The 25,282-nt window shown below is 66.4% G+C and carries 24 protein-coding genes; 15 read left to right on the forward strand and 9 right to left on the reverse strand.

Annotated features, from left to right (window positions below; translation table 11 throughout):
* From G6N38_RS15360 to G6N38_RS15385, 6 genes are all read left to right on the forward strand, one after another.
* On the forward strand, positions 1–1,275 hold the full coding sequence (locus tag G6N38_RS15360; RefSeq protein ID WP_163748837.1) for an MFS transporter: 1,275 nt from the start codon (positions 1–3) through the stop codon (positions 1,273–1,275).
* 29 nt (positions 1,276–1,304) lie between these two features.
* Positions 1,305–1,967: a TetR/AcrR family transcriptional regulator gene (locus tag G6N38_RS15365; RefSeq protein WP_163748839.1), complete on the forward strand. Its 663-nt coding sequence runs from the start codon at positions 1,305–1,307 to the stop codon at positions 1,965–1,967.
* Positions 1,968–2,005: 38 nt separating this feature from the next.
* Entirely contained in the window at positions 2,006–2,689 is a 684-nt protein-coding gene (locus G6N38_RS15370) for a TetR family transcriptional regulator (RefSeq protein ID WP_163748842.1), read from the forward strand.
* Between the two features lie 61 nt (positions 2,690–2,750).
* On the forward strand, positions 2,751–4,046 hold the full coding sequence (locus tag G6N38_RS15375; protein WP_163748851.1) for a citrate synthase: 1,296 nt from the start codon (positions 2,751–2,753) through the stop codon (positions 4,044–4,046).
* A gap of 121 nt (positions 4,047–4,167) precedes the next feature.
* Complete coding sequence (locus G6N38_RS15380; RefSeq protein WP_163748853.1) at positions 4,168–5,619, forward strand: MFS transporter; 1,452 nt, start codon at positions 4,168–4,170, stop codon at positions 5,617–5,619.
* Entirely contained in the window at positions 5,609–6,025 is a 417-nt protein-coding gene (locus G6N38_RS15385; protein WP_179968395.1) for a MarR family winged helix-turn-helix transcriptional regulator, read from the forward strand. Before G6N38_RS15380 ends, G6N38_RS15385 begins: the two co-directional genes overlap by 11 nt.
* On the opposite strand, the gene G6N38_RS15390 is transcribed toward G6N38_RS15385, so the two are convergent.
* The 3 genes from G6N38_RS15390 to G6N38_RS15400 are packed head-to-tail and all read right to left on the reverse strand — an operon-like array spanning position 6,018 to position 9,244.
* Positions 6,018–6,266, reverse strand: coding sequence for a DUF2630 family protein (locus G6N38_RS15390; RefSeq protein ID WP_163748855.1), 249 nt, complete (start codon positions 6,264–6,266; stop codon positions 6,018–6,020). The genes G6N38_RS15385 and G6N38_RS15390 overlap by 8 nt on opposite strands.
* Positions 6,267–6,319: 53 nt before the next feature.
* Positions 6,320–7,639 (reverse strand): aspartate aminotransferase family protein, encoded by a 1,320-nt coding sequence (locus G6N38_RS15395; RefSeq protein ID WP_163748857.1) that lies wholly within the window; start codon positions 7,637–7,639, stop codon positions 6,320–6,322.
* Between the two features lie 45 nt (positions 7,640–7,684).
* Positions 7,685–9,244 carry an APC family permease gene (locus tag G6N38_RS15400; RefSeq protein ID WP_163748859.1) on the reverse strand — a complete coding sequence of 520 codons (1,560 nt, stop codon included), beginning with the start codon at positions 9,242–9,244 and terminating at the stop codon, positions 7,685–7,687.
* A gap of 298 nt (positions 9,245–9,542) precedes the next feature.
* On the opposite strand from G6N38_RS15400, the gene G6N38_RS15405 reads away from it, so the two are divergent.
* The 5 genes from G6N38_RS15405 to G6N38_RS15425 are packed head-to-tail and all read left to right on the forward strand — an operon-like array spanning position 9,543 to position 13,320.
* Positions 9,543–10,556 (forward strand): phosphotransferase enzyme family protein, encoded by a 1,014-nt coding sequence (locus G6N38_RS15405; RefSeq protein WP_163748861.1) that lies wholly within the window; start codon positions 9,543–9,545, stop codon positions 10,554–10,556.
* A 27-nt stretch (positions 10,557–10,583) separates the two neighbouring features.
* On the forward strand, positions 10,584–11,360 hold the full coding sequence (fabG, locus tag G6N38_RS15410) for a 3-oxoacyl-ACP reductase FabG (protein WP_163748863.1): 777 nt from the start codon (positions 10,584–10,586) through the stop codon (positions 11,358–11,360).
* 4 nt (positions 11,361–11,364) lie between these two features.
* Complete coding sequence (locus G6N38_RS15415) at positions 11,365–12,150, forward strand: GntR family transcriptional regulator (protein WP_163748865.1); 786 nt, start codon at positions 11,365–11,367, stop codon at positions 12,148–12,150.
* An 18-nt stretch (positions 12,151–12,168) separates the two neighbouring features.
* Positions 12,169–12,531 (forward strand): FKBP-type peptidyl-prolyl cis-trans isomerase, encoded by a 363-nt coding sequence (locus G6N38_RS15420; RefSeq protein WP_163748867.1) that lies wholly within the window; start codon positions 12,169–12,171, stop codon positions 12,529–12,531.
* Positions 12,532–12,579: 48 nt separating this feature from the next.
* Positions 12,580–13,320: an SDR family oxidoreductase gene (locus G6N38_RS15425; RefSeq protein WP_163748870.1), complete on the forward strand. Its 741-nt coding sequence runs from the start codon at positions 12,580–12,582 to the stop codon at positions 13,318–13,320.
* Here G6N38_RS15425 and G6N38_RS15430 read toward each other — a convergent pair.
* Entirely contained in the window at positions 13,317–14,261 is a 945-nt protein-coding gene (locus G6N38_RS15430) for a D-2-hydroxyacid dehydrogenase (protein ID WP_163748872.1), read from the reverse strand. The two genes, G6N38_RS15425 and G6N38_RS15430, sit on opposite strands and share 4 nt — an antisense overlap.
* A 96-nt stretch (positions 14,262–14,357) precedes the next feature.
* Between G6N38_RS15430 and G6N38_RS15435 the strand changes: the two genes are divergently transcribed.
* Positions 14,358–15,107 carry a class II aldolase/adducin family protein gene (locus G6N38_RS15435; protein WP_163748874.1) on the forward strand — a complete coding sequence of 250 codons (750 nt, stop codon included), beginning with the start codon at positions 14,358–14,360 and terminating at the stop codon, positions 15,105–15,107.
* A gap of 3 nt (positions 15,108–15,110) precedes the next feature.
* Here the strand turns inward: G6N38_RS15435 and speB are convergent, their stop codons facing one another.
* Genes speB through G6N38_RS15450 form a run of 3 tightly spaced genes read right to left on the reverse strand, consistent with a single transcriptional unit; the run spans position 15,111 to position 18,277 of the window.
* Positions 15,111–16,088, reverse strand: a complete 978-nt coding sequence (speB, locus tag G6N38_RS15440) for an agmatinase (RefSeq protein WP_163748876.1) — start codon at positions 16,086–16,088, stop codon at positions 15,111–15,113.
* Positions 16,089–16,115: 27 nt separating this feature from the next.
* Positions 16,116–16,718 carry a TetR/AcrR family transcriptional regulator gene (locus G6N38_RS15445; protein WP_163748878.1) on the reverse strand — a complete coding sequence of 201 codons (603 nt, stop codon included), beginning with the start codon at positions 16,716–16,718 and terminating at the stop codon, positions 16,116–16,118.
* Positions 16,715–18,277 carry an ABC transporter substrate-binding protein gene (locus G6N38_RS15450; protein WP_163748880.1) on the reverse strand — a complete coding sequence of 521 codons (1,563 nt, stop codon included), beginning with the start codon at positions 18,275–18,277 and terminating at the stop codon, positions 16,715–16,717. Before G6N38_RS15450 ends, G6N38_RS15445 begins: the two co-directional genes overlap by 4 nt.
* 152 nt (positions 18,278–18,429) lie before the next feature.
* On the opposite strand from G6N38_RS15450, the gene G6N38_RS15455 reads away from it, so the two are divergent.
* A complete protein-coding gene (locus G6N38_RS15455; RefSeq protein ID WP_163748882.1) occupies positions 18,430–19,224 on the forward strand; it encodes an SDR family NAD(P)-dependent oxidoreductase in 795 nt (264 codons plus the stop codon).
* Here the strand turns inward: G6N38_RS15455 and G6N38_RS15460 are convergent.
* On the reverse strand, positions 19,221–20,558 hold the full coding sequence (locus G6N38_RS15460; protein ID WP_163748884.1) for a HAMP domain-containing sensor histidine kinase: 1,338 nt from the start codon (positions 20,556–20,558) through the stop codon (positions 19,221–19,223). The genes G6N38_RS15455 and G6N38_RS15460 overlap by 4 nt on opposite strands.
* A 4-nt stretch (positions 20,559–20,562) precedes the next feature.
* Positions 20,563–21,264: a two-component system response regulator PrrA gene (gene prrA, locus G6N38_RS15465; RefSeq protein ID WP_094475739.1), complete on the reverse strand. Its 702-nt coding sequence runs from the start codon at positions 21,262–21,264 to the stop codon at positions 20,563–20,565.
* Positions 21,265–21,530: 266 nt separating this feature from the next.
* Between prrA and G6N38_RS15470 the strand changes: the two genes are divergently transcribed.
* Together G6N38_RS15470 and G6N38_RS15475 are read left to right on the forward strand one after the other, a co-directional pair.
* On the forward strand, positions 21,531–23,447 hold the full coding sequence (locus tag G6N38_RS15470) for an ABC transporter ATP-binding protein (RefSeq protein WP_246228024.1): 1,917 nt from the start codon (positions 21,531–21,533) through the stop codon (positions 23,445–23,447).
* The gene (locus G6N38_RS15475; protein WP_163748887.1) at positions 23,444–25,261 is read left to right on the forward strand and encodes an ABC transporter ATP-binding protein; all 1,818 of its coding nucleotides are present in this window, start codon (positions 23,444–23,446) and stop codon (positions 25,259–25,261) included. The genes G6N38_RS15470 and G6N38_RS15475 overlap by 4 nt, the downstream gene beginning before the upstream one ends.
* Positions 25,262–25,282 lie beyond the last annotated feature (21 nt).

A 25,282-nucleotide genomic window follows, 5' to 3' on the forward strand; every position in this document is an offset into this window, starting at 1 on the left:
GTGGCGCGGCTCTTCGCCGACACCACCCCGCTGAGAACGCCGGATTTCCGTCGGCTGTGGGTGGCCGGCATCGTCACGGTTATCGGGGCCAACCTCACCATCTTCGCCGTCCCCGTGCAGTTGTACGCACTGACCCAGAACTCGGCGTATGTCGGCCTGTCCGGGGTGTTCGCCCTGGTTCCGCTGATTGTGTTCGGCCTGCTGGGCGGGGCATGGGCCGACGCCATGGACCGGCGCCTGCTGTTGATCATCACCTCGTGCGGGCTGGGCGTGTCCTCGATGCTGTTGTGGTTGCAGGCCGCGCTCGGGCTGAACAACGTGTGGGTGGTGTTGTGCCTGTTGTCGGTTCAGCAGGCGTTTTATGCAATCGACAGCCCTACCCGTGCGGCAGCGATACCGCGCATGATCCCCGGTGATCAGCTTCCGGCGGCGAACTCGTTGAACTTCACGGTGTTCCAGTTCGGCGCCATCGTCGGCCCGTTGATGGCCGGTGTGATGCTGCGTTGGGTCGACCTGTCCACGCTGTATCTGATCGACACGCTGACTTGTGTGGTGCCTATCTGGGTGGCGTGCCGACTCGCACCGATACCGCCGACAGCCGTCGGGCGGGGGATGGGATTGGATGCCATTCGCTCCGTTCTGGAGGGTTTCCGCTTCCTGTCCGGGAACAAAGTGGTGCTGATGTCGTTCGTCGTCGACCTGATCGCGATGATCCTCGGCATGCCGCGGGCGTTGTTCCCCGAAATGGCGCACCAGAGTTTCGGCGGACCGATCGAGGGCGGCACAACGATGGCGTTGTTGGCAGCCGCAATGTCGATCGGTGCGGTCGCGGGCGGAGTGTTCTCCGGCTGGTTTCCTCGCATCCAGCGCCAGGGCTTGGCGGTGGTGATCGCGATCGTGGTGTGGGGCGCGGCGATGATCGGTTTCGGTGTGGCCGCCGGGCTGGCGCATGGCCGCGCCGGCACGATGCTGTGGATCGCGGTGGCATTCCTGGCCATTGGTGGCGCCGCGGACATGGTGTCGGCGGCATTCCGGTCGACGATCCTGCAGCAGGTGGCTTCCGACGACTTGCGTGGTCGGCTGCAGGGAGTGTTCACGGTCGTCGTCGCCGGCGGTCCCCGGCTGGCCGACGCCGCGCACGGCGTGGCCGCCGCTCTGGTCGGCACTACGATTGCCGCCGCCGGCGGGGGAGTGCTTGTGGTGGTCGGCGTCCTCATCGCGGCGGTAGCGGTCCCCGTGTTTGTTCGCTACCGGGTGCAGCTGGTAAAGCCGTAAGCCGGCGCATTCCGACTACGATTGCTCGGGTGGCCGAGGGCATCGCGCAGGCACGTCCTGGGCTGCGCGAACGAAAGAAGCAACGCACACGCGCCGTGCTGGTCGATGCCGCTGTGCAGCTGTGCATCGAGCGCGGTTACGACAACACCACCGTCGAGCAGATCGCCGCGGCCGCCGATGTGTCGCCGCGCACCTTCAGTCGGTATTTCCCGACCAAAGAGTCGGTGATGATGACCGTGCTCGACGACTTGGTCAACGCCGCGGTGGCCGAGCTGGCCACGATCGCGGCTGACGTTCCGCCGTTGAGCGCGCTGGCCCGCGCCCACACTCAAGCGCTGCGCCGGGTTCCGTCCGGCGAGCTGACAGAGCTGACCACCCACCGCTTGGTGCTGATGATCAACGTCATCTCCTCGTCGAGCGCGTTGCGGTTGGCGGCGGCCGCGACCCGGCTGCTGCCATTGGTGATCGGGGTGGCTGCCCGCCTCGGTGTTGACGCCAGGGACGCACAGGTGGCGCTGATCGTGTCGCTCTGGGGCGCCATCACCGCCGGCGCATGGGGTCAGCTGGTGATCGGCCCCGACGATTACGACGAATGCGCGGCCATCATGGCTGAGCGGCTGGAGCTCACCTTCGGTGAATTCGTCGATATCGCCGTCATGGAAGTCGAATCGGGGCTACCCTCTACCCCTTGACGGCCGGGGGCTCGCGAGAGGCGAGGGGGTGGCGCGACGTGGTGGTTGTCGCGAACCCTGCCGCCACTGGCCTGCGCGAACTGAAGAAACAACGAACCCGCGCGACGCTCATCGAGGTGGCCATCCATCTGTGCATCGAGCAGGGCTACGACAACACGACCGTCGAGCAGATCGCCGCGGGCGCCGAGATCGCCCCGCGCACCTTCAGCCGGTATTTCTCGAGCAAGGAAGCCGTGATTGTCGCCATCCTCGGCGAGGTCGCCGACGATGTGGCCGCCTGCTACGCCAGGCAGCCGACCGACATCACCCAATACGAGGCCCTGGCTCGCGCTCATCTCGAGACCTTCCGCAGCCCGCAGTACGGCGACCCGAATTCGACGGCCTTCGAACGGATGCGACTGTTGCTGACGATCGTGAACTCCGCCCCGGCGATCGGGCTGGGCCCGTTCATGTTCCGCACGGACGGGTTTCATGACGACGCGATCGATGTCGCGGCGCGGCGGATGGGTGTGCCCGCGGGTCACCCGACCATCCGCCTCTTGTTCGACACCTGGGCGGTGGTGATGGGGGTGGCCTGTCACGGCCTCGGCGCCCCGGGCGGCCCGCCGGTCGAGCCCGAGGTCCTGTGCAGCCGGATCGAGTCGGTGTACGGCCTTTTCACCCGGCTCTGGAGGCCGTGGCCTACCCCGCGCCAACCCCCCGCGGGCGTAGCGGCAGAATAACGACTACCTTCACCTAGTACGGACGCCGCTGCCGGCGTCGAAGAGCTCAGAAGGGGTTCCTGTGGCCGCAACCGACGAGACCGCCACCCTGAAGTACCCGGGCGGCGAGTTGGATCTGGACGTCGTGCACGCGACGGAGGGGTCTGACGGAATCGCCTTGGGCTCGTTGCTGGCCAAGACCGGCTACACCACGTTCGATCAGGGTTTTGTGAACACCGCGTCGACGAAGAGCGCTATCACCTATATCGACGGTGACGCCGGCATCCTGCGTTATCGCGGGTACCCGATTGATCAGCTCGCCGAGAAGTCGACCTTCATCGAGGTGAGCTACCTCCTGATCTACGGCGAGCTGCCGACGACCGAGCAGTTGGAGAAGTTCACCACCCAGATCCAGCGGCACACCCTGCTGCACGAGGACCTCAAGCGGTTCTTCGACGGTTTTCCGCGCAACGCCCATCCGATGCCGGTGCTGTCCAGCGCGGTCAACGCGCTCTCGGCCTACTACCAGGACTCGCTGGATCCGCTGGACAACGAGCAGGTCGAGCTGTCGACGATCCGGCTGCTGGCCAAGATGCCGACGATCGCGGCCTATGCCTACAAGAAGTCGGTCGGCCAGCCCTTCCTCTACCCGGACAACTCGCTGACCCTGGTGGAGAACTTTCTGCGGATGACCTTCGGTTTCCCCGCCGAGCCCTACGAGGTGGATCCCGAGATCGTCCGCGCGCTGGACATGCTGCTGATCCTGCATGCCGATCACGAACAGAACTGCTCGACCTCGACGGTCCGGCTGGTTGGTTCCTCGCAGGCCAACCTGTTCACCTCGATCTCCGGTGGTATCAACGCGCTGTGGGGCCCGCTGCACGGCGGCGCCAACCAGGCGGTGCTGGAAATGCTCGAGAAGATCCGCGCCGGTGACGATGACGTGCAGACCTTCGTCAAGAAGGTCAAGAACCGCGAAGACGGTGTGAAGCTGATGGGCTTCGGGCATCGGGTCTACAAGAACTACGACCCGCGGGCGCGCATCGTCAAGGAACAGGCCGACAAGATCCTGGGCAAGCTCGGCGGCGACGACGAGCTGCTGGACATCGCCAAGCAGCTCGAAGAGATCGCACTCACCGACGACTTCTTCATCGAGCGCAAGCTCTACCCGAACGTCGATTACTACACCGGCGTGATCTACCGCGCGATGGGCTTCCCGACTCGGATGTTCACCGTGCTGTTCGCCCTGGGCCGGCTGCCGGGCTGGATCGCGCACTGGCGGGAAATGCACGACGAGGGCAGCAGCAAGATCGGCCGTCCGCGCCAGATCTACACCGGCTACACCGAGCGCGACTACGCCCCCATCGACGGGCGCTAGCTTTTTCTTTCCCGCCCACATCGGCATTTGGGCGGGAAAGGTCGAGTGATCTTCGCCATTTCGTCGATTTCGACGCGGTCCCTGCTTGACCTTCGAACGATTGTGGTTTCACAATAGTTGTGTGATTACAACTGTCGGTGAGCTCAGCGCGCGGCGCAAGACCATCATCTTGGCGACCTGCTGTCTGAGCCTGCTGATCGTGTCGATGGACGCGACGATCGTCAACGTCGCGATCCCCGCGATCCGCTCCGACCTGCACGCCTCGCCGTCCCAGCTGCAATGGGTCATCGACATCTACACCCTGGTGCTGGCGTCGCTGCTGATGCTGTCGGGTGCGACCGGCGACCGGTTCGGCCGCCGCCGGGTGTTCCAGATCGGCCTGGCCGCCTTCGCGCTGGGCTCGCTGTTGTGCAGTCTGGCGCCGGACATCGACACGCTGATCGGCGCTCGGCTGATCCAGGGGCTCGGCGGATCGATGATGAATCCCGTTGCACTGTCCATCATTTCGCAGATCTTCGTCGGGCGGGTGGAGCGTGCCCGTGCGCTGGGCCTGTGGGGTGCGGTGGTCGGCATCTCGATGGCGCTCGGTCCGATCGTGGGTGGTTTCCTGATCCAGGCGATCAGCTGGCGCGCGGTGTTCTGGATCAACCTGCCGATCTGCGCGGCGGCGCTGATCCTCACGGCGATCTTCGTGCCCGAGAGCAAGTCGGCCACCATGCGCGGCATTGATCCGATCGGCCAGTTGCTGGCCGTGCTGGCGTTGTTCGGCGCGGTGTTCGTGCTCATCGAGGCGCCGGGGATGGGCTGGACGAATCCACGCATTCTTGCCATCGCCGCGGCTGCGGCATTGGCCCTGCTGGGCTTCCTGCGCTACGAGTCGCGCCGGAAGGACCCCTTCATCGATCTGCGGTTCTTCCGCAGCATTCCGTTCTCGTCGGCTACGGTCACTGCCGTGTGCGCCTTCGCCGCCTGGGGGGCCTTCCTATTCATGATGTCGCTCTATCTGCAGGGCGAGCGCGGCTACTCCGCCGCCCACACCGGCCTGATTTACCTGCCGATCGCGATCGGCGCCCTGTTCTTCTCGCCGCTGTCGGGTCGGTTGGTCGGCCGGTTCGGCGCACGCCCGTCACTGCTGGTGTCGGGGATCATGATCACCGCTGCGTCGGTGATGCTGGCATTCCTCACCGCCACGACCCCGGTCTGGGCGATCCTGGCGATCTTCGCGGTTTACGGAATCGGCTTCGGCATGGTCAACGCGCCGATCACGAACGCCGCGGTGAGCGGTATGCCCCGAGACCGGGCCGGCGCCGCCTCCGCGGTGACCTCCACCAGTAGACAAGTCGGCGTGAGTATCGGTGTAGCGCTGTGTGGTTCGGTCGCAGGCTCGGCAATGGCGGTCGCCGGGGCGGACTTCACCGCAGCGGCCCGGCCGCTGTGGTGGGTCAGCATCGGGCTGGGTGTGGTGATCACCGTGCTGGCCGTCGTGTCGACGTCCGGGCGCGCGAGGTTGTCCGCGCAACGGCTGGCCCCGCTGATCGACGCCGATCGAATCGAGCCTGCCCGTGTCGCGTAATCCGGTGGCCGATCAGGTGTGGCGGTCGATGTCGAGCCTGGTGCTGGACAACAAGGACGGCTGGCGTCGCGCGGTGGTGGACCGAACTGGATTGCCGTTCAGCAGGATTCGGATCCTACGCCGACTCGCGTCGCGGCCGATGACCGTCAAGGAGGTCGCTGAGGCGGCCACCATCGACGCCCCGGCCGCAACAGTGGCGGTCAACGATCTGGAGGCGCGCGGCCTGGTGGTCCGCCAACCGCATCCGGACAACCGGCGCTGCAAGCTGGTGTCGCTGACCGAGTCGGGCCGCGACGTCATCGCCGTGCTGGACGAGACCGACGATCCGGCCCCCGAGAGGCTGGCCGCACTGGACGACCAGGATCTTCAGATGTTGCGGACGATCCTGGCGCGCCTGATCAGCTGAGGTAGCCCTCGACTTCGTCGCCGGGTCGCACGCTGGCGCCGCTGGGGTCGCCGCCGGTCTCGCGCAGCGCCCGACGCTGGCGAAGCAGGTCCCAGCACTGATCGAGCTCGACCTCGATGGCCCGCAGGCGCGTGTTCTCCTCCGACTCGTCGATCTGTCGATTTACCAAGCGTTCACGCAGTTCGCGCTCCTGGGCCACGAGGTCGTGGATGCGGGCGAGTGTTTCGTTGTCTGATGCCACGGCTCCAGTGTGCCCGAGGTTGCGCTCGTCAGAACGGCGAAGCGATAGCTTCGTCAGAATGGCGCTGACAGCACCGCGGCGAACTCGGTGCAGAACCAGTCGACATCGGAACTCGAGAAGACCAGCGGCGGGCGGATCTTCAGCACATTGCCGTCCCGGCCGCAGACCGAGATCAACACCCGGCGTTCCCGCATGGCGTTGACCAGCGCCCGCGCACCCGCCCGATCCGGTGCACCGGTCTCGGCGATGACCTCGACACCGACGTAGAGGCCGGTGCCGCGCACATCGCCGATCCGCGGATGCTCGGCGCCGAGCCGGGCCAGTTCGGTGCGCAGCTGGGTGCCCACCTCACCGGCGTTGCGCATCAACTTCTCGTCCTCGATGACGTCCAGGACGGCCGCGGCGGCGGCGACTGTCACCGGGTTGCCGCCGAAGGTGTTGAAGTATGGGACTTCGCGGGCGAAGGCGTCGAGGATGTCGCTGCGGGCCGCCATCGCGGCGATCGGCAGCCCGTTGCCCATCGGCTTGCCCATCGTCACCAGGTCAGGGACGACACCGTGGCGCAGGAAGCCCCACATCGCCTCGCCGGTGCGGGCGAACCCGGGCTGGACTTCGTCGGCGATGAAAACCCCGCCTGCGCGGTGGACCGCAGCCACCGCGGGAGCCAGCACCGAGGGGTCGGGGTAGATGCCGTCGGAGGAGAAGATGGTGTCCACGATCAGGGCGGAAAATCCGACACCGGCGGCCGTCAGGTCGGCGATGGCGGCGACGACGTCGTCGGTGAACCGCGCGGCCAGCTCGCCCGACGTGATCCGGTAGCTGTCCGGCGGGGGGATCGCGCGGACGTGTTGACCGAGCACGGTCGCCCCGCCGATGGACGGCGAGATCGCGGTGACCGCCGCGGTGTTGCCGTGGTAGGCGTCGCTGGTGACTATGACACCCGTTGCACCCGTGTGCATTTCGGCGACACGCAGGGCCAGGTCGTTGGCCTCTGACCCGGTGCATGCATACATCACCTGATCGATCTGCTCGGGCATCGTGTCGAGCAACCGTTGGCTGTAGTCGACGATGCCGCCGTGCAGATAGCGGGTGTGAGTGTTCAGGGTGGACAGTTGCCTGTTGACGGCTTCCACCACGTGTGGGTGACAGTGGCCGACGCTGGCGACGTTGTTGTAGGCGTCGAGATAGCAAGCGCCGTCGGCGTCGTAGAGCCGGGTGCCCTCACCGCGGACCAGGTGTACCGGCCGCTGATAGAACAGCCGGTAGGCCGGCCCCAGCATGCGGTCACGGGCCGCGATCAACGATTCGGTGGCGGGATCGACCGGGTGATCCGCGGAATAGCTGTTGGAATCCATGATGTTCGAGAAACTCATAGCGCTATTCCTTCGCCTCGTTGACGCGACCCGTGACTGTATTGACTAGCGTTCGTGTGCTTCTTCGAGCACCGTCCGGCCCAGCTCCGAATAGCGCTGCGGCGACTTATATTTCAGTACCACCGCCAGCAGTATGCCGCCGATGCCGACCACCACCACCACGTACGGTATCGCGGCGAAGACCCAGTCGGAGGCGGCGGTGCCCGCTGCGAACGACGCGTTCTTGGCGAGCAGGTAGATCACGTAGAGCATGCCGAGTCCACCCAGTAGCGGCGCAAGGAAGGTGCGGAACCAGTTGGCAGTCTCGGGGTGATTCTTGCTCACATGGAAGTAGGCGATCACCGCGAACGCGGCCAGCGCCTGCACGAGCATGATCGCGGTGGTGCCGAGCAGTGCCATCAGCCCGTACAGCCCGGTGTAGGGGTCACGGCCGGTCAGGGCGAAGAACAGCACCACGACGGTGGCGAAACCGGTCTGCACGAAACCGGCGATGTGCGGTGAGCCGTGCGACGGGTGGGTGGCGCCGATCGTCTTACGCATACCGGGGACAACGTTCTCCCGGCCGATCGCGTAGATGTAACGGGCGGCGCAGTTGTGGAACGCCATACCGCAGGCGAATGAACCGGTCATCAGCAGGATCTTGAACAGATCGACAGCCCAGGTGCCAAGATGCGCCCCGACCGGGCCGAAGAAGATGTCACCGGCCGTCGTCGAATCCTGGGCCAGCGCAACGGCATTCTGCGGTCCGGTGCCCACGATCGCCAGCCACGAGATGATGACATAGAACACGCCGATCCCGATCACCGAGCTGATCACCGCGATCGGGATGATCTTCTTCGGGTTCTTGGACTCCTCGCCATACATCGCGCTCGACTCGAAACCGACCCACGACCAGAACGCGAAGAACAGGCCGATGCCAGCCGAGCCGGCCACTGTGATCATGCTGCCGTCGGTGCCGGCGACCGCACCAGACAGGTTCTGAAATGCGTTGAGCGGGTTGAGTGATCCCCACGACCAGCCCTGCGGCCCACCGCCGGTGAACAGCACCGACAGCGCCATCAGCGAGAGCATGACGATCTCGGTGATCAGGAACACCCCCAGCACCCGGGCGGCGACGTTGATGTCGAAGTAGGTCAGCAGGGCATTGATCGCGAGCATCGCGATCGCGAACACGATCCACGGGATGTTCACGTGGAAAAGGGAATTGAACGTGTCGTTACCGAAGAAGGCGAAGATCCCGATCAGCGACGCCTCGAAAACCATGTAGGCCATGGCGGTCAGGAAGCCGGCGCCGAGCCCGACGATTCGGCCCAGGCCGTGCGAGATGTACCCGTAGAAGGCCCCGGTCGCGGTGATGTGCTTGCTCATCGCGGCGTAGCCGATCGCGAACAGCGTCAACACGATGGTGGCGACGAAATACCCGGCGGGGGCGTAGACACCGTTGCCGAATCCGACCGCGATCGGAACGTTGCCGACCATCGCGGTGATCGGTGCAGCGGTGGCGACTGCCATGAACAGGACGCCGATCAGCCCGACGGCATTGGGTTTGAGCCGCTGGACGGTATCGGTGCTCGCCGTGGCGGGCGGATCGATGATGTCGCTCATAGTGTGAATATCCCGTCTCGAACGTGACTGGGGGTCGCGCTCGCCTTTTGGTCTGGTTCAGTTGGTCTGGTTTAGCCCGGGTGCATATGTACCCGGGGAGCGAGGGCAATGTCGACAACGGCTCTGTGGTGCGACGACGACATTGTTACCCCCGCCAGATCGCCTGGTCAACAGGAACAATCGGGTAAATGTCGGCCGAATGTTTCGGCCGTGTTTCCCTGGGCCCGGCAACGAAACAACGGCGTTAAAACTGCCGATTTGGTCTGCTCGTTGAACGGTTATGGTCCACACTGAGCGCATGCCGGGACTGCCGCCGACCCATGAGTTGTTCGCGCGCGCTGCCCTGGCCGCCTACGGCCGCAACAGCGAGACGCCGCTGCGGCTGCTCAGCCTCTCCGAGAACGCCACTTACCTGGTCGACGACGACAAGCCCATCGTGTTGCGCGTGCATCGTCCCGGTTATCACTCGCTGGAGGCGATTCGCTCGGAGCTGGCGTGGATGCAGGCGCTGCGCACCGAAACCCCAGTTGCCACGCCGGAAGTGATCGAAGCCCGCGACGGTGCCGACGTCGTGGTCGCCGAGGTCGACGGCGCTGCGCTGCACGTCGACGCGGTGACGTTCGTGGCAGGCTGCACGGCGGAGGAGGATCCCGAGGCCGTCGGATTCGACGAACTCGGCCGGCTAACCGCCGTCATGCACGAACACGCGCGCAACTGGACGTTGCCCGGTGACTTCACCCGGTTCCGCTGGGATCTCGAGACGATCCTCGGCCCGCAGGCCCGTTGGGGTAACTGGCGCTTGGCGCCCGGCCTGACCGACGCCGACCGGGCCCTGATCCAGCGCGCTGCCGACCAGATCACCGCGAAGCTGACCGACTTCGGCTGCGCGCCAGATCGGTTCGGCCTGGTGCACGCCGATCTCCGGCTGGCCAATCTGATGGTCGACCCGACAGACGCAGCGGGTGGGATCACCGTGATCGACTTCGATGACTGCGGATGGTCGTGGTACCTGGCCGATCTCGGGGCGGCGGTGTCGTTCATCGAGGACACCCCGGCCGGTGAGCGCATCATCGCCGAGTGGCTCACTGGCTACTTCGAAGCCGGGTCATTCTCCGCCGATCACCTTGCGCTGATTCCGTCATTCGTGATGATGCGTCGAATCATGCTCACTGCCTGGATCGCATCCCACCACGACGCCGACGCGGCGATCGGTGTCGGCGAGCAGTTCGCGCCCGACACCGCGCAGCTGGCGCATCGGTATCTAGAAGACCGCACGTGGTTGCAGGATGCGATCTTCGGGTCGCGGGTCTGAATCACGGCATAGCAGAGAGGATTGCACGTGTTTGATCTGCAGTCGACGGCGGTTCTGGTGACTGGCGGCAGCAAGGGCATCGGGCGAGGTATCGCCGCTGTGTTCGCCACCGCTGGAGCCAACGTGGCGATCGCCGCGCGGTCAGCGGCCGAACTCGACACGGCGGTGGCTGATTTGGCGACGCTGGGCACCGGGAAGGTGATCGGCGTGCAGGCCGACGTGACCGACCCGGTGGCCTGTGCCGGCCTGGCCGCCCAAGTGCTGGATGCGTTCGGCGGTATCGATGTCGTGTGCGCCAATGCCGGCATCTTCCCCGAGGCGCCGCTGACCACCATGACCCCGGCGCAGCTGGCCGAGGTCCTCGACGTCAACGTCAAGGGCAACGTCTTCACCGTTCAGGCCTGCCTGGACGCGCTGATCGCCTCCGGGCGTGGTCGGGTGATCTTGACCTCGTCGATCACCGGGCCGATCACCGGATTTCCGGGCTGGTCGCATTATGGGGCGTCGAAGGCCGCGCAGCTGGGGTTCATGCGCACGGCCGCGATCGAACTGGCTCCGCACGGGATCACCGTGAACGCGGTGCTTCCGGGCAACATCTTCACCGAAGGCCTGGCCGATATGGGCGAGGAGTACATCGCGGGCATGACCCGCGCGATCCCGGCCGGCGCGCTGGGCAAGCCCGAGGACATCGGTCACCTCGCCGCGTTCCTGGCCACGGTCGAGGCCGGCTACATCACCGGCCAGGCCATCGCCGTCGACGGCGGACAGGTGCTGCCGGAGTCTCCGGATGCGGTGCGCCTCTAGGCCGATGGAAGAGTCGGAGGGGGGCCCGATAGCCGAGGATGTGCGACGGCGCATCCTCTCGATGCTGGCGCAGGGCACGCTGCGGCCCGGCTCGCGGTTGGGCACCGAACGTGAAATGGCCGATCGCTTCGAGGTTTCCCGGTCCACCCTGCGCAGCGCGCTGTTGCCGTTGAGCCGCGCTGGAGTACTGGAGCGGCGGACCGGCCGCAACGGGGGCACCTTCGTCCGCGCTGACGTGGTGGAACGCAACGCCGCCGAGTTGGCCGGCCTGCCGGCCCGGTTACGCAGCGGCGGTCACACCAGCGCCACCCGCGTGTTGTCCACCGATCGCCGGCCGCCCACTCCGGCGGAGGCCGCTGCGCTGGAAATCGGCGATCACCGAGAGGTTTTCGCGATTCGCAGGCTGCGCTACGCCGATGGGGTACCGCTGTCGGTTGACTTTTCCTGCTTCGTCGCCGACCACGTCGTCGATCTGCTGGAGCAACCACTGGGCGGCTCGCTCTACGAGTTGTTCGCCGTCCGTTACGGCCTGGTGCCCGCCACGTCCAGCGAGACCATCGAGGTCGTCAGCGCTAGCCCTCGGGAGGCGCAGTGGCTCGGAGTTGCGCACCGGCGCCCGCTGGTGGCGATCACCCGGGTCACCCGCGATGCTGCCGATCGGCCCTTCGAATACGCCTACGACCTCTTCCGCGCCGACCGGGTCCGGTTGACGGCGACGACGTCGACGGTCACCGCACGGGAACGCCGCGGCACGGACGGCCGGGTGGAACGCTCGGTCAGCAGCGCCTGAGGCGCTAATGTGAGTGCGGTGACGACCAAACCCGCGATCGAATTCCCCGACGGCCCGGCGCCCACCGAACTGGTCATCAAAGACCTGGTGGTCGGCGACGGCGATGAGGCCACCCCCGGTGCCGTCGTGGATGTCCACTATGTGGGTGTCGAGTACGACACCGGTGAAGAGTTCGATAGCTCGTGGAATCGCGGGGAGTCCATTTCCTTCCCGCTGCGCGGGCTGATCCAGGGCTGGCAGGACGGTATTCCGGGCATGAAGGTTGGCGGTCGGCGTCAGCTGACGATCCCGCCCGAGCAGGCCTACGGCCCGGCCGGCTCCGGACATCAGCTGTCCGGCAAGACGCTCATTTTCGTCATCGACCTGCTGGCCACCCGCTAGCCGTGCATTCGCCGAGCGCGGTGCACTGTCGGCGTGTGTAATGCCGGTGTGAGTAGCCAACCGCGCACTGCGATTGTCACCGGCGCATCCGGGGGGATCGGTTCGGCGATCGCCGCGATGCTGCACGAGGAGGGTTTCGACCTCACCCTGGTCGGGCGCGATCCGGGCAAGCTGGCGGCGGTGGCGTCGGCGCTCCAGGAGGGGCCGCCGGTGCGCACTCTGGCCGGGTCGTTGGCCGAGGACGCGTTCCTCGACCAGATCGTTGAGGACCACGCCGTGCGGCACGGCTCGCTGGATCTGCTGGTGAACAACGCCGGCGTCGCGGGAAACCGGACCGTCGGCGAGATCACCGCGGACTTTCTCGACGAGCAGCTGGCGCTGAACCTGCGCGCGGTGATACTGCTGACCAGTAAATGCCTCCCGTTACTCAAGGCGGCTGTGCAGGAGCGTAAATCGGCACAGGTCGTCAACATCGCCTCGAACGCCGGTAAGCGGGGCGAGGCGAGCTTGGCGTCGTACTCGGCGACCAAGTTCGGCGTCGTCGGTTTCACCGAATCGCTGCACGACGAACTCTCGACCACGGGTATCAAGGCGACCGCGATCTGTCCGGGTCTGGTGAACACCCCGATGGCCGACGACTACCGCGAGACCGTGGGCGCTGACGAGATGATCGCCCCGAGTGACATCGCCGAAGCCATCCGTATGACGATCAGGGTGTCGCGCAGTTGTGTGGTGCCCGAGATCGTGTTGCTGCGTCCGATCGAGTGGCGCCAGCCAGATGGCGCTTAGCTCGGCACGTACCCGACGGCCGGGTCCACGACGTTATGTAGCGGCTCGCCGCGCAGCCAGCGGGCGAGGTTGTCGGTGAACACCCTCATCATGTCGGCTTCGAAGCCGGCGTAGTCCCCCGATATGTGAGGGGAGACAAGCACATTGGGCATCGACCAGAGCGGCGACTCGGCCGGCAACGGCTCGACCTCGAACACATCGAGCGCCGCACCCGCGATCACCCCGCCGCGCAGCGCATCGACGAGATCCGACTCGACGACCGTCGGCCCGCGACCGACGTTGACCAGGAATCCGCGCGGCCCCAGCGCGTCGAGCACTGCGGCTCCGACCATTGCGGTGGTGGCCGCGGTCAGCGGTGCGGCCAGGACCAGCAGGTCCACCTCGCCGGCCACCGAGACCAACTCCGTACTGGCCCTGACCGCACCGAACGCAGGATCGGCACTCGCGGTACGGCCCACCAGGGTGACGTTCACGTCGAGGCGCATCAGCCGTTCCGCGATGGCCCGGCCGATCGACCCGGTGCCCACCACGGCCGCGCGGGTTCCAGCCAGCCGCCCCGAAGTCCGGTACTGCCACTGACGCTCGCGCTGCAGGCTCCAGCTGTCGCCAAGCCCCTTGACGTGACTGAGCACCGCGCCGAGCACCCATTCCGCGATCGGAACGTCGAATACGCCGCGGGAGTTGGTCAAGGTGACCGGGGCCAGCTCGGGGCACAGCAGTCGGTTCACCCCGACCGAGGCGGCGTGAACCCAGCGCACCGTACGTGCGCGGCGCAGCATCGCGCCCAGCTCGGCGAAGCGATGGTCCCAGATATAGAGCACCTGGGCCCCGGACAGCTGCTCGTCGGTGGGTGTCGCGCCGACCTCGACCACTTCTACGCAGGCAGGGATCAGCTCGAGCGGTGGAGGCGGCAGTTCGGGGTCGGGCTCGGTGACGACCACCACGATAGGGCGCTCAATGACGTCGATCTCGGTAGTCTATTGCAGACGAAATACCATCGCCTGATGGATCATTCGACGGCCTGAGCGAGGTACAGGATGGACGCTGACAGCGCTTTCCTCGATCCGGCTGCCGACGAGCCGGTGCTCACCGATCCCGCTGAATTGCGGGCGCACCGCAAGCGGCGTCTGGCGTTGGCCTATCGGGTATTCGGCGCGATGGGCTGGGGATCGCTGGGGGACGGTCATATCTCGGCCCGCGACCCTGAGTGGCTGGACTGTTTCTGGCTCGGGCGTTACGGGGTTCCGTTCCGTTTCATGACCCCTGACGATCTGGTCCTGGTCCATGCCGACGGCTCGGTCGAGGGCGGTGGCCACATCAACGTGGCCGCCTACTACATTCACGCCCCATTGCACGAGGCCCGCTCCGACGTCATCGCCGCCGCGCACTGTCATACCCCGTACGGGACACCGTTTTCCGCTGAGGTCACCAAGCTGGCGCCGATCTCGCAGGAGGCGTGTGCATTCTTTGATGACCACGAGATCTTCGATGACCACGAAGTCAATATCGGGTCGACCGATGGCGGTAAGCGGATCGCGGCCGCCCTCGGGCAGACCAGGGCTGCGATTCTGCGCAACCACGGGCTGCTGACGGTGGCTACCAGCGTCGACGCGGCGGTCGGCTACTTCCTGATGATGGAGCGCAGTGCCGAGGTTCAGGTGAAGGCGCGAGATGCCAAACCGATCGGGCCGCAGGCCGCTCGACGGGTACACGACATGCTTGACGAGCGCGAGGCCTGGCAGGTCTTCCAATGGGCGCAACGAACGTACGTGCCCGAAGCGAACTGAATCTCACCCGTTGGCGACGATCAGGCTCAACAGGTCGAACACCACCGTCGCGGCGGCGATCGAGGTGATCTCGGCGTGATCGTAGGCCGGTGCGACCTCAACGACATCGGCGCCGACGACGTTGATCCCGTTGAGTCGGCGAAGCATTCGCAGCAGTTCCCGTGAGGTCAGCCCGCCCGACTCCGGTGTTCCGGTCCCGGGAGCGAATGCGGGGTCCAGCACATCGATGTCGATCGAGAGGTATACCGGCAGATCGTCGACTCGGCGGGCGACGATATCGACGGCTGCCTCGACGCCCATGACGTCGAGATCGCCGGCCCGGATGATGTGGAATCCCATCCGGGCGTCATCGGCAAGGTCCATCCGGTCGTAGATCGGGCCGCGGATGCCGACGTGGATGGAGTGGTCCTCGATCAGCAGCCCTTCCTCGAACGCGCGGCGAAACGGCGTGCCGTGCGTGACGGGTGCGTTGAAGTAGGTGTCCCAGGTGTCCAGATGCGCGTCGAAGTGCACCAGCGCCAGCGGACCGTGGAATGCGTGTAGTGCACGAAGATTCGGCAATGCGACGGTGTGGTCACCGCCGATGGCGACGACCTTGCGCCCCCGTTCGCCGATGAGTTCCCGCATGCCGTTCTCGATCTGGGTGCATGCTTGCGGGATATCGAAGGGGGTGATCGTCACGTCGCCGGCGTCCACGATCTGGACCTGCTCCAGCGGGGCGACACCGAATTCGACGTGATATCCCGGGCGTAACGTGCGGGCCGCCTGACGGACGGCCATCGGGCCGAATCTCGCTCCCGGCCGGTAGGAGGTGCCGCCGTCGAAAGGTAAACCCACGACGGCGATGTCGTAGTCGGCTACCTCATGGATATCCGCGATGCGGGCGAAGGTGCCTTTGCCGGCGTAGCGCGGGACCTGGGTCGACGGCGTGGCGCCGACCGGCGGGCGGGAGGCGTCGCGACCGAACGGGGTGCCTGCCATCTGTCGTTCGTCTTCCTCTCGGGTTACTCAGGCGTTGTGCAGGGCGATAACGGCGGTGAACGCGTGCCGCAGTGTGGCCCGGATCCGGCGCTTGTCGACCGGTCCCAGCGGGCGATACAGGTTGTCGATCTCCAGGCCCGCCATCACCGCCATGACGGTGCGGGCGTCGAGCTCGGGCTGATGGGATCCGAGCTCGCGAAAGAGTCGGCTCAGCGCGGGAACCATTGCCGCATACCAGGCTTCGAACATCGGCCGTAGCCGCTCGTCGCGGCTTGCCTCGGTGACCAGTTCGTAGCGGGTGACGATCGCGCCGCGAGGTGAGTTGAATCCGTCGATGATCATGTCGGCGACCAGATCGGCGAGCGCTGGCGGCGACATCGACGGCTCGAGGCGCTCCGCCGTGCGCACGACGCGGTCGATCTCGCGATCGGACAGCTGGGCGAAGGCCTGTGCGATCAGATCGGACTTGTCGTCGAAGTAGTAGCTCAGCGCACCCAATGGTATTTGGGCCTGGTTCGCCACCAGACGCATCGACAGCCCGGCCAGGCCGACCCGGGCCATCACCTCGATCGCGGCGTCGATAATCTCGGTGCGCCGCGCCGCGCCTCGTGCAGTGGTGCCAGCCGTCATCCCTGGTGTTTCAGAGTGGAGAAGTCGGTGTCCCACATCCAGGCGGGCTGACTCTGCCAGCCGGAGTAGCCCTTCCGGGCGGCGACGGTGTTGTGTAGGTCAGACAGATTGATCCAGCACAGCGAATCCCGATAGGCCTTGGCGGCTTCGATATACAGGGCCTGCGACTTGGCCGCATCAGGTTCGGCGCTGCCCGCATCGAGAAGCTTGTCCGCCTCGGGAACCGAGCAGCCCTGCAGATTCACCGGCGCATTGGTGTACTGGTAGATCCGTGACCAGGTATCGGGATGGGCTGCGTCGGGGTTGAATGAGGCCAGCAGCAGATCTGGTCGCTGGTCCGGGTTTTGGGGCAGGGCGAAGAACTGGGCCAGCGGGAAGTCGCGGACTGTGGCCTTGAGCCCGGCCTGCTGCAGGATCACCTGCATCTGATTGGCCAGATCCTGCAGGCTGCTGTCACCGGTGGGGAAGCCGATCACGACGTCGCCGCCGGCCTTGCCCACTGCGGCCAGCTTCGACGGGTCGTAGTCGTGCTTGTCGGGCACCGCACCGTCGGGCAGCATCCCGATCGGGTAGAACTGCGTCGACGGAGCGCCCTGCGCACCGAATATCTGTGTGGTCAAAGCGGTCTGGTCGAGCGCGGCCGACAGCGCGGCTCGCGCGTCGCGTGAGGCGAAGACCGGCGAGCTCGGGCTGACCATGACCTCCGCCTTGACCAGGGCGCTTTCCTGGAGGACCTCGGTGTCCGGGCCGGCCGCAAGTGCTTCGTAGTCGCCCTTCGACAAGCCGTGCAAGACCATGTCGAGTTGGCCGTTGCCGAGTTCGAGTCGCTGCACGGCGGAAGCGGTGATCACCGGCATCTGCACCGAGGTGATCTGGCCAGCGGTGCCCCAGTAGTTCTTGTTCGCGCTCATCGTGTAGTGACTGGCCGGCACCGCCTCGGTCAGCTCGTAGGGGCCGGTTCCGGCGGTGTGCGATGCCAGCCACGCCGATGCGTGGTCGTTGCCGCTGGTGTGCTGGGCCACCGCGGTAGGGCTGGTCATCAGTGGTCCGTAGGGCGAGGCGAGGTAATCGAGAAATGGCGCAACAGGTTTGGTGAGTGTGACGACGAAGGTGTGCGGGTCCGGAGTCTGCATGTCCTTCACGTCGGCCAGCATGTAGGCCGGGCCGGCCGCCATGTCGATGCGGCGCTGGAAGCTGGCTTTGGCGGCCGCGGAATCAAACGGTGTCCCGTCGGCGAACTTGACGCCGTCGCGCAGGGTGAAGGTATAGGTCAGTCCGTCCGGTGTGACGTCCCACTTCGTTGCCAACAGCGGTGCGATCTTCGTCGACCCCGGCGCGTACTGCAGCAGTCCCTGGTAGGTCGAGGTCATGATCAGCAGGCCCTCGGGCTGGTAGAAGGTGTCGGGGTCCAGGGGCGGCGGATCAGACATCAACGGGGTGCGCACTGTCGACGCGACGGTTGTACTGTCGCGTGCGCTGTTCGTCTTTCCCGAACAAGCCGTGCCGGCCAGCAAGACCGCGGCGATCGCCAGGGGCGCGATTCCCGACGTGAGTCTCATCGGCCCAGTTTCGGGGCGACTGATTTCGGCGGTGTGACATGGCGGTTACTACGTTGTACGAACGTCCAAGATTTGGACGTGCGACCTAGAAATGCCCGCCGTGGCCCTTTACTGTCGGCGTGGACGGCTGAAAATCGAAGGGACCAAACATAATGCCCGCTACGCCAGGCGCGTTCGATCTCACCGGTCAGGTTGCCCTGGTCACCGGGTCGAGCAGCGAGATCGGTATTGGTTTCGCCTCGGCGCGGCTGCTGGGGCAACTCGGGGCCGCGGTGATGGTGACCGGCACCACCGACCGGGTCCACCGGCGTGCCGAGGAGCTTGCGAGTATTGGCATTGCGGCCGATGCGCATATCGCGGACCTGTTCGACCGCGACGCTGCCAGTGGGCTGGTCGCGGCCGCAGTCGCGGCGTTCGGCAAGCTCGACATCCTGGTGAACAATGCCGGCCTGGCATCGGTACACAGCCCGGAAGAGCCCAACTCGCTGATGGTGATGACCGACGACGAGTGGTCACTTGCTTTGCGCCGCAACCTCGACAGCGCGTTCTATGTCACCAGGGCCGCACTGCCGGGGATGGTGGAACGCGGATACGGCCGCATCGTCAACGTGGGCTCGACGGCCGGTGTGCTGACCGCCTACACCGGCGACGTCGGGTATCACACCGCCAAGGCGGCGATGCTGGGTATGACCCGGTCGCTGGCCGTGGACTACGCCAAGAACGGCATCACCGCCAACTTGGTACTGCCCGGCTGGATCGCGACGGCGGCCCAGTTGCCCTCCGAGGTCGCCGCGGGAGAGGCCACGCCGATCGGGCGGTCGGCCACCGCCGACGAGGTCGCGTCCGGCGTCGCCTACCTGGCCACGCCAGGGGCCTCGTACGTCACGGGCACGACGTTGATCATCGACGGCGGCAACGCCATCGCCGGAGCGACGCCAGCGGCCTAGTGCGGTGCGGGCAGCTTCAGCACCAGCCGCGCGCCACCGAGTGCGCTGTCCTCCAACGAGGCTGTCCCGCCGTGTAATTCGGCCTGCTGGGCCACCAGCGCCAGGCCGAGCCCGGAACCCGAATGCGAGGCCGTCGATCCGCGAGCGAAGCGCTCGAAGACCGCCGAGCGTTCCGCCTCCGGAACGCCGGAGCCGTTGTCGTCGACGGCGATCTCGACACCGTCGCGCGAGCTGACCGCCGACAGTTGCACCCGGGTGGCGCCACCGTGCTTGACCGCGTTGGCGATCGCGTTATCGACCGCCAGCCGAAGACCGGCAGGCAGACCGATGATGATGCACGTTGGCGAGGGCGCCAGTGACACGTCGAGGTCGGGGTACACCCGCATCGCGTCGTGCGCGGCGCGGTCGAGTAGCTCGGTGATGTCGACGGGAACGTGATCGGCTTCCGTTGAAAGTTCGCCCTGGGCAAGGCGTTCCAGTGCACCGAGGGTGGCTTCGATGCGGTTCTGGGTGCGTGCGACATCGCCGAGCAATTCCTTGCGCTGCTCCTCGGTCACCTCCAGAGTGGTCAGCACCTCGAGATTGGTGCGCATCGCGGTCAGCGGCGTGCGTAGCTCGTGGGCCGACACTGCGGCGAAATCGCGGGCCGAGGCCAGTGCTGCCTGGGTCCGCTCCTGTTCGGTCCAGATCCGCTCCAGCAGTCCTTTGATCGCCTCGCCGATCTCCACTGCTTCGGTGGCGCCGCCGATCTCGACATCGGGCGCCTTGTCACCGGCCTGGATCTGTCGGGTCTGGGCGGCCAGTCGCCGCAGCGGACGGACCGCGAACGTGGCCAGCAGCCAGCCGAGCAGACCCGCCGCGCCGACGGCGAGTGCGCAGATGATCAACACCCGGCGATGCAGGTTGTTGGTGTCGGCGATGGTGTCGTCGTAGGTGGCGCCGACTTCGAGTGTGGTGGTCTCCGGGTAGGACAGCTCAACCGTGCGCACCCGGTAGCGGACGCCGTCGACCTCGGTGGTGGCGTAGTCGGAGTCCAGTCGGGGCAGCACGACGTCGGAGTTGGACCGGACCGCGTCGCCGCGGCGAACGGTGATCACTACGTCCTGGTCGTTGGGTGACGGCGGGATCTGGTCGAGCCCGCGCGGGACGAACGGAACAGCGAAGCCCGCAGCTTCGTCCAGTCGCCGGTCCAGGCGTTCCAGGCGGTCGTTGGTGATGCCGATCCAGACGATGGTGCCCACGATGGTCACCACGATCGCCGCGCCGATTGCCGTCGCGAACGCCACGCGGGTGCGCAGCGAAGGGGTGCGGCGGAAGATGCGCGCGAGCTTCACGACGTCACTGAGTGCGCAACACGAAGCCCACGCCGCGTACGGTGTGCAGCAGTCGGGGCGCGCCGCCGGCTTCAAGCTTGCGGCGCAGATAACCGATGAAGACGTCGACGACGTTGGTGTCGGCGGCGAAGTCGTAACCCCACACCAGCTCGAGCAGCTGGGCACGGGACAGCACGGCGGTCTTGTGTTCGGCGAGCACCGCAAGCAGATCGAACTCACGCTTGGTGAGGTCGACGTCGACGCCGTTGACCCTGGCCCGCCGGCCCGGGATGTCGACCTCGAGCGGGCCGACCTGAATGGTCTCCGAGGAGAACGTCGCCGTCGCGCCCCGTCGGCGCAGCAGCGCCTTGACCCGGGCCACCAGCTCGGCCAGCACGAACGGTTTGACCAGGTAGTCGTCCGCCCCGGCCTCCAGGCCGGCGACCCGGTCGTCGACCGAGCTGCGGGCCGAGAGCACGCAGACCGGCACGTCGTTGTCCATCGCGCGCAACGCGGTCACCACGCTCACGCCGTCCAGCACCGGCATGTTGATGTCGAGGACGATCGCGTCGGGTCTGGTTTCGGTGGCCGAGCGCAGGGCTTCGGCGCCGTCGACGGCGGTGGCCACCTCGAATCCGGATAGCCGCAGCCCGCGCTCCAGCGATGCGAGCACGTCGGGATCGTCATCGACCACCAGTACTCGGGGTGCCGCTGAACTACTGTCCATGGCCCATATCTTGCCTGATCGACGGCCGTACCAGTGGGAGGCCGCTGCGACACGGCGACATCCGGGGGATGGGTTTGACCTCAATCATCGTTCAGGTTTTAGCGTGGTGACGACGTGGCCGATAACCGATTGCCGTGCGTGCGATCATCGAACGTGGGGGTCGTGTCGTACTAGCCGCATATGTTCAGTGGTGGTCGGTAACTGAGGAAATGGTTGACGCGGTGGATGTGGTGCCTTCTGTTCCAGGTGGGCTGCGCGAAACCCGGGTGCGCTCGGATCCGGCTATCGCCGCGCCACGTCCAGCGCCACGGGCCGCCTCCGATCTGTTCCGGTTGCTGCCGTATCTGATGCCCTATCGCGCGCGCTGGATCACGATGATCACCGTCGCGATCACGAGTCTGGTGGCCACTGTCGCCATCCCGCTGATGACGAAGGCGGTGATCGACGGGCCGGTCCGCCACCAGGACCAGCGGGGCTTGTGGGTGCTCGGTACGGCGGCCATGGCGGTGGGCGTCTCCGAGGCGGTGCTGTGGTTCATCCGCCGCTGGCTGGTGGCCCGGGCGACCATGGGGGTGGAGGTCGATATCCGCAAGGATCTCTACGCCCGGCTGCAGATCCTGCCGATGTCGTTTCACGGCCGCTGGCAATCCGGCCAGCTGTTGTCGCGAATCATGAACGACCTCAGCGTTATTCGACGGCTGCTCTCGTTCGGGTTGGTCTTTCTGATCCTCAATGTCCTGCAGATCATCATCGTCACGATCATCTTGCTGGCGATGTACTGGCCGCTCGGGGTGGTGGTGCTCGTCTCGATCGCGCCGATCACCGTTACCGTGCTGCATTTCGAGCGTGCCTTCACCCGGCTGTCCCGCCAAGCCCAGGACCAGGCCGGCCACGTCGCCACCCAGGTCGAGGAATCGGCGCTGGGATTGCGCGCGGTGAAATCATTCGGCCGCGAAGACTACGTCTACGACCGGTTCGACGAGCAGGCCAGCGGGCTCTATGACACCCAGATCCAGAAGGTCGCGGTGTCGGCCAAGTTCTGGACGATGCTCGAGGTGATTCCCAACCTCACGCTGATCGTCGTGCTGGGCTTCGGGGCCTACGCCGCTGGGCACGGGCTGGTCACCCTCGGCACCCTCGTCGCGTTCATCACGATGATGCTGTCGCTGGTCTGGCCGATCGCCTCGCTCGGCTTCCTGCTGTCGATGACCCAGGAGGCGATGACGGCGGCCAACCGGATCGCCGAGATCTTCGATGCCCCCCGCGAGATCACCGACGGGCCTGGCACGGCCGTGCCGCGCGGCGGCCGGTTGGAGCTAGCCGACGTCGGTTTTTGTTTCCCTGACAGCGACGCTTTCGCGTTGCGCCACGTCAACGTCACCGTCGAACCGGGGGAGACCCTGGCTCTGGTGGGCGCCACCGGTTCCGGCAAGTCGGTGCTGGCGTCGCTGCTGCCCAGGCTCTACGACGTCACCGAAGGCGCGATCCGCATCGACGGCATCGATATCCGCGAGCTGTCCCTTGAGGCGCTCCGCGAGACTGTCGCCACCGCCTTCGAGGACCCGACCCTGTTCTCGATGTCGGTGGCCGAGAACCTGCGACTCGGACGATCCGAGGCATCCGACGACGACCTCACCAGGGCCATCGAGATCGCCGCCGCCCAGTTCGTCTACGACCTGCCATTCGGCCTGCAGACCCGGATCGGGGAACAAGGCATGAGCCTGTCGGGCGGTCAGCGGCAACGACTTTCACTGGCCCGCGCCATCCTGGCCGCGCCGCGGATCCTGGTGCTCGACGACACGCTGTCGGCCCTTGACGTCCATACCGAAGCCCAGGTCACCGCGGCGTTACGGCGAGTGCTGGTCGGTGTCACGGCGGTGGTGGTCGCCCACCGAGCCTCGACGGTGCTGCTCGCCGACAAGGTCGCGCTGCTCGACACGGTCGACGGCGCGGGCACCATCACCCACATCGGCACCCACGCCGAATTGCTGGCCACCGTGCCGCGCTACCGCTTCCTGCTGGCGGCCGACGACGAGCTAGACGACGGCTGTGAGCCCAGGCCCGGGTGGGAGGACGACGACCAGCGCCGACGGCTCGACCGTGCGTACGAGGAGGCCTGCGAGCAGCGTGACGCTGTGCGCCGGGCCGCCGATTACTCGGGGTCGGAAGGCAGGCCACGATGACCGCGACCGAGTGGCGGGGCCGCCTCGACGAAGCGCCCGACGACCTGCCGATCGACGAGGCCAGCCCGCGCCGCCGGGAGGCCCGTGCGCTGCTGGGCTCGTTGCTTGCACCGTTCACAATGACCGTTGGGCTGCTGGCGCTGGTGGTCATTGTGGAAAACGTTGCGCGGCTATCTGTTCCGCTACTGGTTCAGCGCGGTATCGACCACGCCATCCCGCCGCTGGTGGCCGGCGGCTCGGCTCGTGAGCTGATCATCGTCGTTGTGGTGCTGTGCGGTGTGGTGTGCGTCCAGGCGATCAGTCGGCTGATGTTCCTGAATCGCTCCGGGCGCATCGGCCAGCGGGTGCTGCTGGAAGTGCGCCGTCGGGTTTTCCGGCATTTTCAGCGCCTCGACGTGGCGTTCCACGACCGCTACACGTCCGGGCGGGTGGTCAGCCGGTTGACCAACGACGTCGAGGCGATCCAGGACATGCTGGAGACGGGTTTCGACAGCTTGATCACCGCTGTCCTGACGTTGTTCGGCACGGCGATCCTGCTGGTCGTCCTCGACGTGCGACTGGGGCTGGTGTGCTTGGCCGCCTTCCCAATTCTGGTCGCGCTGGTGTGGTGGTTCTCGTCCGCGTCGGCCAAGACCTACCGCCGGGTTCGGGAAAGCGCAGCGTTGGTCATCGTGCAGTTCGTCGAGACGATGACCGGCATCAAGGCGGTGCAGGCCTATCGCCGCGAGCCGCGCAATCAGGAGATCTTCGACGAGGTCGCGGATCGGTACCGCGCGGACAACGAAGAGACCTTTCGGCAGTTGGCGATCTTCATGCCGGCGGTCAAGCTCGTCGGCAATCTGGCCACCGGCGCGGTGCTGCTGTACGGCGGCTCCAGGGTGCTGCACGGCGAGATGACGGTCGGCACCCTGGCGGCGTTCCTGCTGTACCTGCGGATGTTCTTCGAACCGATGCAGGAGATCTCGCAGTTCTTCAACACTTTCCAGTCGGCGTCATCGGCGCTGGAGAAGCTCGCCGGGGTGTTAGCCCAGGAGCCGGCGATCGCCGACCCGCCGGTGCCGGTGCACCCGGAGCGCATACGCGGTGAGATCGCTTTCGGCACCGTGCAATTCAGCTATGTGCCGGATCGCTTGGTGCTGCCGGGGCTGTCGGTCGTCGTGCCGGCCGGGCAGACCGTCGCGCTGGTTGGCACCACCGGCGCGGGTAAAACCACCATCGCCAAACTCATCGCGCGGTTCTACGACCCGACATCGGGGGCAGTCACCCTCGACGGCGTTGCTCTGCGCGATTTCGCGCAGAGCGACCTGCGCCGCCACGTCGTGATGGTCACCCAGGAGAACTTCCTGTTTTCCGGGACCGTCGCCGACAACATCCGCTTCGGTCGGCCGACGGCGACGGACGCCGAGGTGCACGCCGCCGCGGTCGCGGTGGGGGCGCACGAGTTCATCGCGGCGCTGCCCGAGGGCTACGACACCGACGTGGCCACCCGTGGGGGACGGTTGTCCGCCGGACAGCGACAGCTGATCGCATTCGGCCGAGCGTTCCTCGCCGACCCGGCGGTGCTGATCCTCGACGAGGCGACCTCATCGCTGGACATCCCGAGCGAGCGGCTGGTACAGCGGGCGCTGCGGACGGTGCTGGCCGACCGGACGGCGCTGATCATCGCCCACCGGTTGTCGACGGTCGAGATCGCCGACCGGGTGCTGGTGCTCGAGCACGGCCGCATCGTCGAGGACGGCCCGCCGGGTGAGCTCATCGACTCCCAGGGCCGTTATGCCGCGTTGCACCGGGCCTGGCTGGAATCGCTGGCCTGACGCCCGGCGCGAGCGCAGACT

Source organism: Mycolicibacterium helvum, from assembly GCF_010731895.1.
In the GTDB taxonomy this organism is placed as follows: domain Bacteria; phylum Actinomycetota; class Actinomycetes; order Mycobacteriales; family Mycobacteriaceae; genus Mycobacterium; species Mycobacterium helvum.

Bases quoted from the DNA above. Each gene is read 5' to 3' on its own strand.
- G6N38_RS15435 (WP_163748874.1), top strand. From the start codon at position 14,358: ATGGACGCTGACAGCGCTTTCCTCGATCCGGCTGCCGACGAGCCGGTG.
- G6N38_RS15400 (WP_163748859.1), bottom strand. From the start codon at position 9,244: ATGAGCGACATCATCGATCCGCCCGCCACGGCGAGCACCGATACCGTC.
- prrA (WP_094475739.1), bottom strand. From the start codon at position 21,264: ATGGACAGTAGTTCAGCGGCACCCCGAGTACTGGTGGTCGATGACGAT.
- G6N38_RS15450 (WP_163748880.1), bottom strand. From the start codon at position 18,277: ATGAGACTCACGTCGGGAATCGCGCCCCTGGCGATCGCCGCGGTCTTG.
- G6N38_RS15415 (WP_163748865.1), top strand. From the start codon at position 11,365: ATGGAAGAGTCGGAGGGGGGCCCGATAGCCGAGGATGTGCGACGGCGC.
- speB (WP_163748876.1), bottom strand. From the start codon at position 16,088: ATGGCAGGCACCCCGTTCGGTCGCGACGCCTCCCGCCCGCCGGTCGGC.
- G6N38_RS15455 (WP_163748882.1), top strand. From the start codon at position 18,430: ATGCCCGCTACGCCAGGCGCGTTCGATCTCACCGGTCAGGTTGCCCTG.
- G6N38_RS15405 (WP_163748861.1), top strand. From the start codon at position 9,543: ATGCCGGGACTGCCGCCGACCCATGAGTTGTTCGCGCGCGCTGCCCTG.
- G6N38_RS15475 (WP_163748887.1), top strand. From the start codon at position 23,444: ATGACCGCGACCGAGTGGCGGGGCCGCCTCGACGAAGCGCCCGACGAC.
- G6N38_RS15445 (WP_163748878.1), bottom strand. From the start codon at position 16,718: ATGACGGCTGGCACCACTGCACGAGGCGCGGCGCGGCGCACCGAGATT.
- G6N38_RS15395 (WP_163748857.1), bottom strand. From the start codon at position 7,639: ATGAGTTTCTCGAACATCATGGATTCCAACAGCTATTCCGCGGATCAC.